Source organism: Noviherbaspirillum sp. (assembly GCF_036846085.1).
In the GTDB taxonomy this organism is placed as follows: domain Bacteria; phylum Pseudomonadota; class Gammaproteobacteria; order Burkholderiales; family Burkholderiaceae_D; genus Noviherbaspirillum.
This window is the reverse complement of record NZ_DAIUCO010000131.1, coordinates 1-14,036: the sequence shown is the minus strand read 5'-3', so window position 1 is coordinate 14,036 and position 14,036 is coordinate 1. Positions and strand designations below refer to the sequence as shown.

The window sequence follows — 14,036 nt, the reverse complement described above, 5'->3', positions numbered from 1 at the left end:
AGCACGACCGCACCACACTCACCGTTAAATCGTCTTGTTTAACAGCAGCAGAGAATAAGGGAATTGCCAAGCAAATCTCAAACTGAATTTGTATCGGCATACGCGCAAGCTTCACGCTCTTCCTTCTCCATCCCGTCTCCGAAACCGCTCGTTTCGGAGCGTTTTTTGTTTCGTCTTTCGCGACGGGAGCCGAACTATAGCAAGGCTCGATGCGGGATGTAAAGAGTTTTTTTGGAGACCGCGAATCGCTGCAAAAATGTCAAGTAGCGTTTCCCGGCTGTGCAGGCATTCGAATGAAACAAACACGCCTCTCGCGTACCTACTTCCCGGCGTGTTTATTCCCAAGCTCCGACGTGGATCAAGGAGGCGGTCTTCATTTGACGGGTTTCGCCGCAGTGGCCGGAACGCCTGCCTCGCCGCCTTTGGTTAGCTCTTTGCGAATCTCGCGCAGCTTGACCTTGATGCGTTCCGCGTTTTCATTGCCTACCCTGAGCATCAATTTATGTCCGGCCGAGCGCGATTCAAGCGCCGGATCGACAAATTTGTAAAACACATGGGGTTGCACAAGTGCAATCGGTCCATTGCTTGGCGGCGCATCGAGCATGTGGTCGATGACGGTAACGAGCCGGTCATTGAAATAGCCTTTTGGATAACCAAGGTCCTTATAGGCTTGCTGAAATAGCGGATACATTTTTACGTAAGTCGCCATGAAGGTTTGCGGATCCAGTTTCTCCAGCAAGCGAACGAACGGCGTATAGCGATCGTAATTCGATGACGCCAGGGTGAGATTCTGTCCGTTGCCAGCGGTGCGGAGTTTTCCGGTTATAGGTTTGGTCGGCATCAGTTGGCCGGACACGGTCTTCCGCGGCAGGTTGTCAATGGTGACGACGACGCGGCGGACAACCTCCTGCGGTTGAAAATATTTTCCAACGGCGGATTTACCGAACAGTTCGGACAGCGCCGCGAGCGCCGCCGGATCGCTCTTGCTCAACGCGGGCAGTTCGTTCGTGTTTGTCTCGTCGGGAAGCGGGAAACGCACCGCGGGTTCTGCTGCAGCGGTCGGAGGACCGTCTTCCGGAATGATCTCGGGGGGGCGATATGTAGGGCCTTGCTGCCACAGGAACAATGCAAATCCGGCCGCACCCAAAACCGCAAGAAGGAGCAACCATCCAATTACCCTTTTCATCGCACATCCCTTTCGAACGAGAACGCAACGGGATTTGACCTTTACCGCACGTGGCGAGCATTGCGTCCCACCATGCTGCGGACCCTTTACGAATCTACGTTACGACGCTTTCGCTCGGATTTCAAAGGGTCTCATCAATAAAACACACAGCAAACAGCAAAACGCTTCTGCAGTTGCCGCTTGGCAGTAAAGGTCGTCTATTTGCAGTATTTGCCTGCGCCAGAGGATGCGACAAAAACGACGATGTGCGCAGCATGTATCCCTATGCCAATGCGCCGCAGGAAGACGTCTTCAAGCATCTCGTCCCCCGCTGTTCCATGTGAAAAAACAACGTCGCTCTCCCAAAAACGGCAGACTTTGTTCAGCTGCTGCAAGCTTTTCCATGAATCCGGCGTTTCCTGAGTGCTACATTTTCATGGTCATTCATAGAATCTCGCACCATCAATACCTACGGTTACCGTCAACATTACGCCAGTAGATCGCAGCCACTTTGAGACGACTCAACGCGTACATTTATTACTGTGAAAAGCTGGAACGCAGATTTTGGCCTGCGTTCCACATCCAATCCTTGCTGCGGTTTCGCCCGGGCTGCAATTGGCCGTATCTTAAATTCCGTCTCCCGGAGGAGTAACGACTTGCAAGCCACACAATGCTGGTTTATCGGCGAATGCATGATCGAATTGCGCCGTGCCGGTAAAGATCGGTTCATGCAGTCATTTTCCGGCGATGTTTATAACACCGCGGTGTACTTCAGGCGATCGTCGACGTTCACCAGTACATTGATTTCAGCGGTCGGCATCGACAGCATGAGCGCGGCGTTGCGGCTGCATGCCTATGAGCAAGGACTGGACACCAGCCGGATTCTCAGTCTGCCGAATTATGCGCCGGGTCTCTACATGATCGAAACGACGCCTGACGGAGAACGATCATTCCTGTACTGGAGAGAAAATTCCGCGGCCCGTCAAATGCTGACGCACGAGCATGCGGACGCACTGGAAAGCGATGCCGCACATTGCCGACTGCTTTATTTCTCCGGGATCACCCTGGCCATACTGGATGAGCGACGCAGGGAACGGCTGCTTGCCTTAGCGGCTTCGATCCGGAAAAGCGGCGGATGGATTGGTTTCGACAGCAATTACCGACCGAAGCTATGGCGGGACAAAAGCAGCGCAGTCCGGTGGACCGACGCAGCACTGGCAACGGCGTCGCATGCGTTGGTTACCTACGACGATGAACAGGATCTGCACGGCGATACGGCACCCTCGGCAACATTGGCCCGCATACTAAAAGCAGGCGCTGCGGAAGCAGTGGTCAAACTCGGTTCAGATGGTTGCCTCGCGCAGTCGTCCTCCATGCCTGACGCAATTGCCGTCCCGGCGGAGAAGGTCATACCTGTTGACACCACGGCAGCGGGAGACTCTTTCAACGCGGCATACCTGGCGGCACGCCTCGGCGAAGAATCACTGGAGGACGCCGCCCGCGCTGGTGTACACCTGGCGGCGCGCGTGATCCGGTTCCCTGGAGCAATCATCGATGCACACGATGGCGTATCGCAATCCGGAGGCTAACGCCTGCGGTTGGTCAGCCGTCAGCGTCGCTGCGTCCTCAATCCGGTGAAGCCTTTGCGTCAAATCCCATCCATTGGATCGTTTGCTCAAATTGCGCCACGAAAGCGCCGTATGGCCGCATCCACCACGCCTTCCGTGCTTCCGGTGATTGCATACTCCTGCCGCAGAAAGCTCGCGTCGCTGCCCTTGTGGGTCGCATCGTACAGATGCTCCAGTGCTGCGATACTACCCAGCGCCTGCGCATAGGGCTCCATGGTGCGCAGCGTCGTCAGGATGTCTTCGCGTATCGACAGGGTCTCATGCCGCTTGGGATGCACAAGCGTTCCGTCCATGCCAAACCGGCATGCCTGAAACCGGTTGTAGTTATAGACCAGGTAATCATCCTCCGCCGGTGCAGCCTCCTTCCGTTCCAGCAGATAGCTGCAGATCGCCTGGAGATAGCAAGCGAGCGCCGCGGCACGCTCGACCGAAAGCGGCGTGTCGCACACCCGCAATTCGATGGTGCCGAATTCCGGCTTCGGACGGATATCCCAGTAGAAGTCCTTCATGCTATTGACGATGCCGGTCTTTTCCATGCGCTGGAAGTAATCACGCTCGAAATCCTCCCAGCGCAGCAGGAACGGCGCACGGCCGCTTAACGGAAAAGCGAACACGGAGTTCAGGCGAGCGGAATTGAACAACGTATCCCTGCCCTGAAAATAGGGAGAGGAGGCGGAAAGCGCAATAAAGTGCGGGACATACCGGTTGAGCGAATGCAGAAGGAACAGCGCATCGTCGCCGGAGCTGCAGCCTATGTGCACGTGCTGGCCGAAGACCGTGAACTGCTTGGCGAGGTAACCGTACAAGGTGGACACCTGCTTGAAGCGCGGCTTAGAGAATATCTTGCGCTCGGTCCACCTTTGAAACGGATGCGTCCCGCCGCCACATACGCCCACGTTGAGCGTGTCGCCCGCCCGCACCAGGGTGTCCCGGATTTTATGAAGCTGCTCCAGCAAGCCGGTGTGGCTGGTGTGAACATCGGTATTTATTTCGATCATGCTCTCGGTGATCTCCGGCGTCACGTTACCGGGGAAAGGCTTGCGCTTGAGCAGATCAAGCATATCGGGCGATGCCTCGATGAGATCAAAATTGCTCAGGCTGACCAGTTGCAGCTCAAGCTCGACGCCGAGCGTCAGGGGATCGGACGTCTTGAATGGTTCCAGCGGCATGCTCAGTTCTCCGGATTGTCAGGCGTTTCGTTCGCCAATATCAGCGCGCGTTGCGTAACGATGGGACCGATCACCTCGAGCAGCAACACCATTGCGGTCAGCGGCACGAGGGTTTCGACAAGGTCCACGCCGAGGTGGCGCGTCTGCTCCATCATGAGGATGACGAACACAGATAGCGGCGTCAGTGCCATGCCGGTCAGCAGGCCCTTGCGCCATGAGACACCGCTGACGCGGGCAAATGCGGCGACGCTGATGGTCTTGGTGAGGAATCGTGCGGCAATCAATGCGAGACCCAGACCAAGTCCCGGCACTATCTGGTCCCATTTCAGGGATGTGGCGACGATGAAAAACAGCAGGACCGTCAACAGATCGCCCATCACGCCGAAGTTGCGCTGGGTCTGGCTCAACGTCACGCGCCGATGGCGCGCCACGATGCCGAATGTCAGGGTGGCGAGCACGGGCGAAAACCTGAACACATGGGTGATGGCGACCAACAAAATAACGGTGATGGCGAACGCGACTGTCGCATCGCGGTTCAGACTGCCGAGGCGGCGCAGCAGCGCCGGAACGGCGACACCGAAAAGCGCGCCAAGACCGGCGGAAGCGATCAGCACCACCAGGCTGTTCCAGACGGCGTGCAGCAGGCTTCCCGAGGTTTGAAACACGCCGATGCCGATGATGACCTTGAACGCAAATACCGCAAGCACGCAATTGAGAGCGGATAAGTGCAGCACCCGCTCGGTAACCTGGCCGGAGCTGTTCTGCTCATTCAGGACGCGCAGTACGCCGGCAGGGGAAGTCGACATCGCAAGCGATGCGAGGATCAGCGCCGTCAGCGGCGTGGTGCCGAACCAGTATGCGACCGCATAGACAACCCAGAAGGTGGCAATCGCTTCCACCCCGCCGGTCACGGCTATCCAGCGGTTGATCTTCAGCCAGCGCAGGTTGATGCGATAGCCAAGTTCAAACAGGATCAGGCCGAACGCCACGTATGCCAGCAGCATCAGGTTTTGCATTTCCGCCTCCGGCAAATGAGCGGACAAGGTATTTCCGAAAACGAATCCCACCAGGCCGTATATGCTGATTCGCGGCAGACCGGTCCAGCGATGACCGAATTCCCCCGCCATCCAGGCGAACGCAAGGGCGAACGGCCACGCAAGCTGAAGCGGAATGGGCAACAATTCAGGCATATCGATTTATTCCTCAAAAGTTTATAAAACGGATCGATGCCCCATGCATGAGCGGGCAGGACCAGACGACTGTGATCCCACACAAATGACATTCGTTACGGGCATCGTTGCACCCGCGGTGCCGGGCGACATGCTCAATCGCTGGAGACTTGCAAAGTCTCCGCCACCCTACTTACGCAGGACGTGAGTTCGAACGGCATGATGATTTCTCCTGGACCTATGTCGGGATACGAGGATTGCATGACGGGCTCCCGTACTGCAAAAAACAATCCCAGGCAACAACTCCCACTTTGGAGGAGCCGGAAAACCTGGCGACCATGCATCGAGACTTATTTATTGGCGTTGATTCCCAAGAATCGGTCGAACGCAAAAACTTCGTGGTTTGAACCTCGGCGGTGGTGAGCGTATGCCGGCAGTGCCGGATGCGCGGAGTATAGGTTAGTTTCCTTAACGGAAAATTAAGCGGTATCAAGATCGAGATGCGTAAATGCTAGTAATTTGCAATATCGCCAATACGGCCGTCGGCTGGTCGAGCGTTCATGTATTTCGGACAAGGAATATGCGACATTGCACCAGCCAATTAGCCGGCGATTGGTCATCACACATCCGACACGTGGCTTTCAGGAAGGCTTGGCCTCGCAAAGCTGCAGCGCGGAGTGAAATGCATTGAGGCAAATGTACTTTATACAAATTGTAAGCAAATTTTACTGAGGTATCTAAATGTTAAATTGTCCGGTGCTGATGACAAGCGACGGTTATCCCAACAAATGCCTGTCCTGAACATTCAGACGAAATGCTTCGTGGATGTCCAGGAAACAGGAATGCTATTTGCTCCACGAAAAAGCAAGTGCCGCCTCTGCGCCGAAGCGGTTGGGCGGGGATGACAAGCGCGATGCATGCCAACTGCATATGTCGTATTTGCCACCCGCCCCTTTTTCTGTGAGCATGATTCCGCTGTGTTTGTCCAACTCGCACTTGCAGAACTTCCATAGCCGTCCATATTGTCAAAGTGTCAAAGTGCCCGAACGTTCTGGCATCCGTGGTTTTATCCCATTGAAAATGAAGTAGCGATTTTGGAGAGGCAATTTGCTCGAAAGCAATTCGTTCAGCTTGAGGTCGTCTGGCATCCTGGTCCGCCACGTGTGCAGGTTATCGATATTGATCGCCGGTTTATTGAGCTGCGCGTTGCTGATTGCCGCCGATCCCTTCTACCGGGTCGAATTGACAGCGCCGGATGAGCTGGAAAAATTGCTGACGCAAAACCTGGACCTGTTCCGATACCGAGAACGCGACGATCTCTCCGACGAGCAACTGAACTTCATGGTCGCCACCGTTGCCAAACAGGTTACGAAGCTGGCCTCCACGCAGGGCTACTTCTCCCCGAAAACCGACGTCAGGGTCGATACCGTGTCCGGTCAAAAAGTCATCAGTCTGAACGTCGACGCCGGCCCCCGAACCATGGTGTCCCAGGTTTCGGTCGATGTCACGGGGGCAGCGGTTCAGGTAGCCCCCGATCAGGCGGCGGAAGCAAAAATGGCATGGCCGCTGAATATCGGCGAGCCATTCACGCAGGAGGAATGGAGCGATGCCAAACAATCCGGCCTGCGCGTTCTTCAGCGGCGGCGTTTCGCAGCCGCGCGGCTCGCAGACTCCCAGGCCCGAATCCTGGCCGACAAGAATGCGGCGGAACTTTTCGCAACCTACGACAGCGGCCCGGCGTTCACACTGGGTGAGGTCAAGATCAGCGGGACACGCCGCTACCCGGAAAGCATCATCCGCAACGTGAACCCGCTGAATGTCGGCGAAGAATATACCTCCGAGCGCCTGCTGGAATTCCAGCGCCAGCTTTTAAGAACACCCTATTTCAGCAACGCCGTCATCAATATCGACACGAACCCGGCCAATGCCAATCTCACACCGGTGAATGTGCGCGTTACCGAGTTCCCGGCGCAGCGCCTGCGTGGCGGCGTCGGTTACACCACCGATACAGGAGCGCGCGTCGAGGGCCTCTATTCCCACTACAATCTGTTCGGCCGCGCCTGGGTTCTGGACGCACAGACGCGGGTGGAACAGCGCCGCCAGCTTGGCTCGCTGTCGCTCTCCATGCCGCCGAGCCGGGGTGCGTGGGTCAACGGTGCCAACGGCTCGGTGGAACGAACGACGTTGGAGGGAGTGGACCTGAGAACCCGCCGGCTCGGGGTTCGACGCGCGCAGAGCACCGACAAAGTCGACACAGCCTATTCCATCCAGTACTACCGCGACGAGCTAACCCAGATCAACGGCGCGGCGCTGCCGGAGGATGTGCTGGTCCAGCCCGGGGTTCACCAGGCGCTTGTCGCGGGTATCGCGAAGACATGGCGAGATGTCGACGATGCCCGTTTTCCGCGCAACGGCCGCGTATTGTCGGTGGAAGCGGGAGTTGCGCTGAAAGGGCTGCTGACCGACCAGACGTTCTTCCGTGTCTCCAGTCGGATTCGCGAATTTCTGCCGATCGGCGAACGCGACGTGGTCATTTTGCGTGGTGAATTGGGCGCGGTGATCACCGAGGGCGGCAACGCCGCCGTCCCCGCGTCGCTGCTCTTTCGCGCCGGCGGTACCGAATCGGTACGCGGGTATCCGTTCCAGAGTATCGGCAATGAACGCAACGGCATCGTGTACCCCACCCGTTACATCGCTACCGGCGGCGTGGAATACCTGCACTGGCTGACCGAAAGCTGGGGCGGCGCGGTCTTTTATGATGTCGGAACGGCCACGGACCGGTGGAACGACAAGCAGTTCTTCCAGGCGATTGGCGTCGGCGCTCGCTGGCGCAGCCCGGTCGGACGGGTGAACGTCGACCTGGCCTATGGAATCCAGGCGGGCAGCATCCGCCCTCACCTGTCGCTCGGCGTGGCATTTTGAATCCGGATCCTGCAATGGATAACACGCCTTCCCCCCAACCGAAACAGGCTCGACACGGGGCCCGCCGGGCGCTGATGTGGAGCGCCGCAGCGATCGCGCTTCTGGTCCTGCTGGTCGGAGGTCTTGTGCTGACGGTGGTGCAGACGGAGTGGGGAGCCCGCGTCCTTTGGCAGAACGCGTCGCGGTTTCTGCCGGGCGAATTGACCGGCGAACTTGTCGGCGGCACGCTCAGCGATGGCCTTACGCTGCGCAATGTCGAATACGCGGATTCGACAAAGCGGATCAAGGTCGACCGCCTTGAAGGCAAATGGAATGTGTCGAGATCACCGCTCAAGCTGACGATCCCCTCTCTGCACGTCGGCACCGCTGATGTGACGCTGCTGCCGTCGCCGGAGGAGCCTACGACGATGCCGCAGGAAATCAAGCTGCCGCTCGCGCTCGACCTCCAGAGCGCCACGATCGACAAGGTGATCGTGCGAAGCGAAGGCGAGCCGGCAACGTACAGCGACATCCGCCTGCAGGCATCTTCCGACCGGGTCAACCATGCCGTACAACTCAGGAAAGCGGTGACGCCTTTCGGGACGGTGGCGGCTGCGCTCAAGCTGAACGGCAACCGGCCTTTCAACCTCGATGGATCGGCGCGTATCGACGGCGAATTCCAGGAGCAGCAATTCAGTGCAGACGCCGGCCTGTCAGGCTCGCTGGAAGCGCTGGGCGTGCAGGTCAAGGCGGCGGCGAAGGAATTCAATGCGCAGGCGCGGATCGAGGCGACGCCGTTCGCCGACGTGCCCTTCCGTAGCGCCGATATCCGTGCCGACCGGTTCGATCCAAGCGCCATCAATCCCGCGTGGCCGAAAGCACTGCTGCAAATGCGGGCGCAACTTGCCCCCATCAATACGACCGCTGACATGACGAAGCTGATCGTCAGCGGGCCGGTAACAGTGACGAATGCACAGTCCGGCCCGATCGACAAGGGTCTGCTGCCGCTGGAATCGGTTCATGCCGTCGTCACGCTCGACGCGCAAACGCAACGGCTCGCCGAGGCCAGGATAGAACTGCCAGGGAAAGCAATCCTGGAAGGCGGCGGGGAATTGCGCAGCGGCGGCAAGGGCGAGTTCAAGCTGGATGCCAGCGGGCTCGACCTGCATGCGCTGCATACCGCCGTGCGGCCGACGAAGCTGAAGGGCCCATTGTCGGTCCAGCTTGACGGCGATACTCAGATTGTCAACCTGACCCTGACCGATCCCGACCTGTCCTTCACCGCCGATGCGAAGCTGACACCGGAACGCCTGACGCTGAACTCGGCGAAATTGAAAGCCGGTCCCGCGAAACTCGATGTCAGCGGCGGCATGGCGCGGGGCGCGACGTCGGACTACACGGCGCAAGGATCGTTGAGCGACTTCGATCCCGCGCGCTTCCTCGCCACCATGCAGGTGCCGGGAACGCCGAAGAAAAAATCGGCGATTGACGATATCGACGCCAATATCAACATGGATTTCAAGGCGGAAGGCGCATTGCAGCCGGAGCTTGCCGCCCGTGTGCAGTTCAACGTCAATGAAAGCACGTATGCCGGTCTGCCGATGACCGGCGGCGGGTCGCTGCATGTGGTCGGCAAGCGTGTATTGCCGAGCGACGCGCGCCTGACGATCGCCGGAAATACCGCCGATCTCAAGGGCAGTTTCGGCCAGCCGACGGATCGATTGAAGGTGAATATCGATGCGCCGGCCCTTGCGCGGCTTGGTTTCGGCCTGAACGGATTGCTGAGAGTGAACGGCGAAGTTGCCGGCACGATCGACCGCCCGCTCATCGACGCGCGCTACGAAGCGGAGAACCTGGCGTTCGGCGAATACCGCCTGGCTTCGCTCTCGGGCGCAGCGGACATTGATGGCGTGCCGGGCTCCGATCCCAATGCGAAGGTGGATTTCACATTGAACGCACGCGGCCTGCAGAGCGGCGAAATTCGCCTTGCGACGGTATCTGCCGATATCGACGGAACCTTCGGCAAACACACCATCAACCTTGACGCCAAGGGGCAACTGCGCGACCAGAAGCTGGATGTCGGCATCGCCGCCCAGGGAAACCTGCACGACACAGCGCAGGGACTCGCCTGGGACGGCGTCCTGCGCAGCCTGGAAAACCGCGGCATACCGAGGGTCTCGATGCGATCGCCGATGACGGTCAGCGTGGCGCCCGGCCGCGTCGATCTGGGCGCCACCCGCATCGATATCGCGCGGGCGGTGGTCGACCTCAAGAGCTTCCAGTTCAGCAATCAGCTGGTGAAATCCGAAGGGACCTTCAACGAACTCAATATCGGACACTTGCTGGCCCTGCGCCGGCAATTCACCGGAGAAGCGCCGCCGGTGGACACCAATCTCGTCCTCGACGGACGATGGAATATCACGCTGGCGGATCGGGCGGACGGTTTCATCCAGGTCGACCGCAGCAGCGGCGACATCGGCGTAAGCGGCCCTGCCGGCAATACGTCGCTCGGACTAAATGCGTTGTCCCTGAAAGCAAACCTGCAGGGCAATCGCGTGGTGCTCGATGCCGGCGCAAATGCAACGCGGATCGGCCGTCTCGACGGCAAAGGGGAAATTGCCCTGCAATCCGGGAACGGCCGGATCACGATCGCGCCCGACGCAGCGTTGTCGGGCAGAGTGAACGCATCCATTCCCCGCCTGCAATCGATCGCGTCGCTTGCAGGCCCGCAGATCGCCTTGAACGGCACGGTCGCCATCGACCTGACCGCTAACGGAACGCTGGCGGAGCCGAAACTGTCCGGCACCGTGCTGGGCGAGAGCCTGTCGCTCACCCTGTATGACCAGGGCGTGCGCCTGCGGGACGGCGTGGCGAGGATCACCCTGGACAACAACGTCATCGACCTGCAGCAAGTGCAGTTCCAGGGCGGCAACGGCACCTTGCGGGCAACCGGACGCATTCCCCTGGATCGATCCCGTTCCGACATCACCGCGACCGTGATTGCCGACAACTTGCAGCTCCTGGCAAGTCCGTCTGGCCAGCTTACGGTATCCGGGCAGGCGAAAGCCGCCAATGAAAACAATCAATTGATGGTCAGGGGGAATTTCGTCGTCGACCGCGCATTGTTCAGCCTGCCTGAGCAGGCCGCGCCCAAACTCGACGACGACGTCATCGTGATTCGAGGCAACGAATCGCCCGCCAGAACCTCGTCCGGAGACAGCGGAACAGGCGGCAAGGCCGCCAGCCCGTTTACGCCGCAGGTCGACATCACGGTTGACCTGGGCAGGCAATTCCGCTTCGAAGGCTCGGGAGCGGAGCTGCGGCTTGCCGGTTCACTCAATATAAAAAGCGCACCGGCCGAGCCGCTCCAGGCATTCGGGACGGTTCGCATTGTCGATGGCACGTATGAAGCATTTGGCGCGGAGCTCGCGATCGAGCGCGGCTTACTTAATTTTCAAGGGCCTTTGACCAATCCGAATGTCAACATTCTTGCCATGCGGCGTGAGCAGGAAGTGGAAGCCGGCGTGAGAGTGACAGGCACGGTGCAGCAGCCGCGCGTCGAACTGGTATCGGAGCCGAATGTACCGGAAGAGGAAAAATTGTCGTGGCTGATCTTCGGCCGCGCCGGCGGCAATTCCGAACCGGGTCAGGCACAGAATGCGGCCAAGGGCGCGGCATTCGGGCTGCTCAACAAATTTGGGGGCCAACGCCTCGCGAGCCGCTTCGGCCTGGATGAATTTTCGATCGGTTCCAGCGATTTCGGGCTCCAGGGCCAGCAGGTCGTCAACCTCGGAAAAGAGATCACGGACAATCTGTTCATCGGCTTCGAACAAAGCCTCGCCGGGACGGGCAGCGTGCTGAAATTGACCTATGAGCTGAGCAGGAACTGGTCGGTCGTTGTGCGCGGCGGCGCAGTAACCGGACTCGACATGCTCTACAACAAGCGGTTCGACAAGCTCCGGGGAGGTTGAGGCAAAACCGTTTCCGCACCTCCGGTCATGCCTGCACAAACTTTTCCTCCATCGAAAGGTCTACTCAAGCATCACTTCTTCTGACCCGCCGGGATTCCCCTATGCAAATGTCGCCACGAGAACTGTTACGCATTGCCAGAAAAATACCGGCATGGCAGATTCTCCTGAGCGGTTTCCTTCTCGCTGCCGTGGCGGGTTATTCGCATATCGCCTATTACGGTCAGGCAGTACATGGACAGCTCGCCATGCTTGCGGCGATGCGCCCTATCAATGCCTACCTGGAAGATCCGCATGTCGATCCCGCGTTGAAGCGGCAGCTGATGAAAGTACAACAGATCCGCAATTTCGCGGTGCAGGAGTTGGGATTGCCAGCCAACGAAAGCTACACCCACTATGCCGACATCGGACGCGAGTACGTGGTCTGGAACGTCATCGCGACGCCCGAGTTGTCAATGCAGCCGGTGCAATGGTGCTACCCGGTTGCGGGCTGTGCCAACTATCGCGGGTATTACGACAAGGACGACGCGCTTTCCCATGCACGCACGCTGCAGGCGGCCGGCTACGACGTCCATGTGGCCGGCGTGCCGGCGTATTCGACGCTGGGCTGGTTCAGCGACCCGGTGCTGTCCACCTTCATTCATTATTCCGAGCCGCAGCTGGCGCGACTGGTCTTCCATGAACTCGCGCACCAGGTGCTCTTCGCCCATGGCGATTCGGAATTCAATGAATCCTTCGCCATGGCGGTCGAGGAAGCCGGTGTGGAACGATGGATCGCACGATATGGCGATGAAAGCATGCGCCAGCGCCACCTCAAGAACGAAAGCCGCAAAAAGGATTTTCTCGCCTTGCTTGAAAAGTACCAGGCGCGCCTGCAAAGAGTGTATGCCAGCGAGGCAAGCAATGACGAAAAGCGCGCCAGGAAGGCGGAAATATTCCGGGCGCTACGCGACGAGTTTCAGCATGTCAGGGTTGCGTGGAACGGCTATGCCGGTTACGACGGCTGGTTCGCCCAAAAACTGACGAATGCCCACCTGGCGTCGATCGCCACGTATCACAATTTTGTGCCGGGATTCAAGGCGCTCCTCGCAAAGCAGACCAAGCTGCCGGAGTTCTACGAAACAGTCCGAAGCCTTGCCGCACTTCCGCTCAAGCTTCGTCATGAACAGCTGACGCAACTGGGGCAACCGGAAATGCGGTCCACGCCGGTCAGCCAACCTGAACAGGGCAAGAAATTGGCGCCCGTGCTGACGGAAACCACGGGATGAATCGGACCGGCTATCCTTATCCCCGTCTTTTGCAGGCAGAAATCCGGTGACGGCACCACGAACCGCGTACACTGGCCGCTCACTATGCAAAAGGACTTCCGTGACACATGACGATGTAATTACCCTGTTCAGGGAGCAGGCCGCTTTGATGCCCGAGCAGGGCCCGCCGAAGAGTCAACTCATTTTGGGGCTTGCGCAGCTTCTCGCGGATTCCCGCGGACGGCTGTCGAAAGAAAATTTCGAGACCCTCGTGGAGTTGGGCGCGGCACTGTACAAGGAAGGAAACAGCCAATACCAGGCCCGTTCGGATGTCGACACCATCATGACCCGATCGCACAAGGACAACGATCGCTGAGCGATCGCTTCCTCCTGCGGGCGCACCGCCCGCCGATCATTGCGCGCGACGCCGGCTACTGCGGTCGCGGCATGGCCCGCGAAATGATTGCACTGAAATCGGTTCCCCCACCCAACGTGCCGAAAGCATAGCCCCAGTTGCCGGCCAGGCGGGAATCGCAAAACGCACCGACCACGGCCGATGGCGCTGTCTGGACCAGCAATGCGGCCTGCAAGGTCAAGGCGACATCCTGGGCCAGCCGGCGCGCCTCGCTTTCGGTTGCCATTTCCTCGACACGTGCCGGCAATGCCGCCATCATCCGGTCCAGCGCGACCTTGGCCCAGCGCTTGTCGTCGTCCGGGACGACGATGCGGTTGACCACCCGGCCCTCCGCCAGGTTCTCCATCGCCCAGCAGAGGTGGGGAGCGTCGATC

The 14,036-nt window shown here is 59.0% G+C and carries 8 protein-coding genes and 1 pseudogene; 5 read left to right on the top strand and 4 right to left on the bottom strand.

The annotated features are described in order from the left end of the window. Nucleotides 1–373 precede the first annotated feature (373 nt). Nucleotides 374–1,126 (bottom strand): DUF3014 domain-containing protein, encoded by a 753-nt coding sequence (locus V7080_RS15495; RefSeq protein WP_334189293.1) that lies wholly within the window; start codon nucleotides 1,124–1,126, stop codon nucleotides 374–376. Between the two features lie 695 nt (nucleotides 1,127–1,821). Between V7080_RS15495 and V7080_RS15490 the strand changes: the two genes are divergently transcribed. Next, nucleotides 1,822–2,754, top strand: a complete 933-nt coding sequence (locus V7080_RS15490) for a sugar kinase (RefSeq protein WP_334189292.1) — start codon at nucleotides 1,822–1,824, stop codon at nucleotides 2,752–2,754. A gap of 86 nt (nucleotides 2,755–2,840) precedes the next feature. Here the strand turns inward: V7080_RS15490 and V7080_RS15485 are convergent, their stop codons facing one another. Beyond that, nucleotides 2,841–3,962 carry a YbdK family carboxylate-amine ligase gene (locus tag V7080_RS15485; RefSeq protein WP_334189291.1) on the bottom strand — a complete coding sequence of 374 codons (1,122 nt, stop codon included), beginning with the start codon at nucleotides 3,960–3,962 and terminating at the stop codon, nucleotides 2,841–2,843. 2 nt (nucleotides 3,963–3,964) lie between these two features. After that, on the bottom strand, nucleotides 3,965–5,152 hold the full coding sequence (locus tag V7080_RS15480) for a cation:proton antiporter (RefSeq protein ID WP_334189290.1): 1,188 nt from the start codon (nucleotides 5,150–5,152) through the stop codon (nucleotides 3,965–3,967). Nucleotides 5,153–6,238: 1,086 nt separating this feature from the next. Between V7080_RS15480 and V7080_RS15475 the strand changes: the two genes are divergently transcribed. The 4 genes from V7080_RS15475 (at nucleotide 6,239) to V7080_RS15460 (ending at nucleotide 13,623) form a co-directional block, all read left to right on the top strand. Continuing rightward, nucleotides 6,239–8,053: an autotransporter assembly complex protein TamA gene (locus tag V7080_RS15475; RefSeq protein WP_334189289.1), complete on the top strand. Its 1,815-nt coding sequence runs from the start codon at nucleotides 6,239–6,241 to the stop codon at nucleotides 8,051–8,053. A gap of 14 nt (nucleotides 8,054–8,067) precedes the next feature. Further along, nucleotides 8,068–12,003, top strand: a complete 3,936-nt coding sequence (locus V7080_RS15470) for a translocation/assembly module TamB domain-containing protein (protein ID WP_334189288.1) — start codon at nucleotides 8,068–8,070, stop codon at nucleotides 12,001–12,003. A gap of 101 nt (nucleotides 12,004–12,104) precedes the next feature. Continuing rightward, nucleotides 12,105–13,268, top strand: a complete 1,164-nt coding sequence (locus V7080_RS15465) for an aminopeptidase (protein ID WP_334189287.1) — start codon at nucleotides 12,105–12,107, stop codon at nucleotides 13,266–13,268. 100 nt (nucleotides 13,269–13,368) lie between these two features. After that, nucleotides 13,369–13,623, top strand: coding sequence for a hypothetical protein (locus V7080_RS15460; RefSeq protein WP_334189286.1), 255 nt, complete (start codon nucleotides 13,369–13,371; stop codon nucleotides 13,621–13,623). A 55-nt stretch (nucleotides 13,624–13,678) separates the two neighbouring features. On the opposite strand, the pseudogene V7080_RS15455 reads toward V7080_RS15460, so the two are convergent. Then, nucleotides 13,679–14,036: pseudogene (locus tag V7080_RS15455) on the bottom strand (DNA alkylation response protein); the annotation flags it as partial.

Excerpts from the sequence above, each read along its gene's own strand:
- V7080_RS15485 (WP_334189291.1), bottom strand. The coding sequence starts at position 3,962 with ATGCCGCTGGAACCATTCAAGACGTCCGATCCCCTGACGCTCGGCGTC.
- V7080_RS15480 (WP_334189290.1), bottom strand. The coding sequence starts at position 5,152 with ATGCCTGAATTGTTGCCCATTCCGCTTCAGCTTGCGTGGCCGTTCGCC.
- V7080_RS15470 (WP_334189288.1), top strand. The coding sequence starts at position 8,068 with ATGGATAACACGCCTTCCCCCCAACCGAAACAGGCTCGACACGGGGCC.
- V7080_RS15465 (WP_334189287.1), top strand. The coding sequence starts at position 12,105 with ATGCAAATGTCGCCACGAGAACTGTTACGCATTGCCAGAAAAATACCG.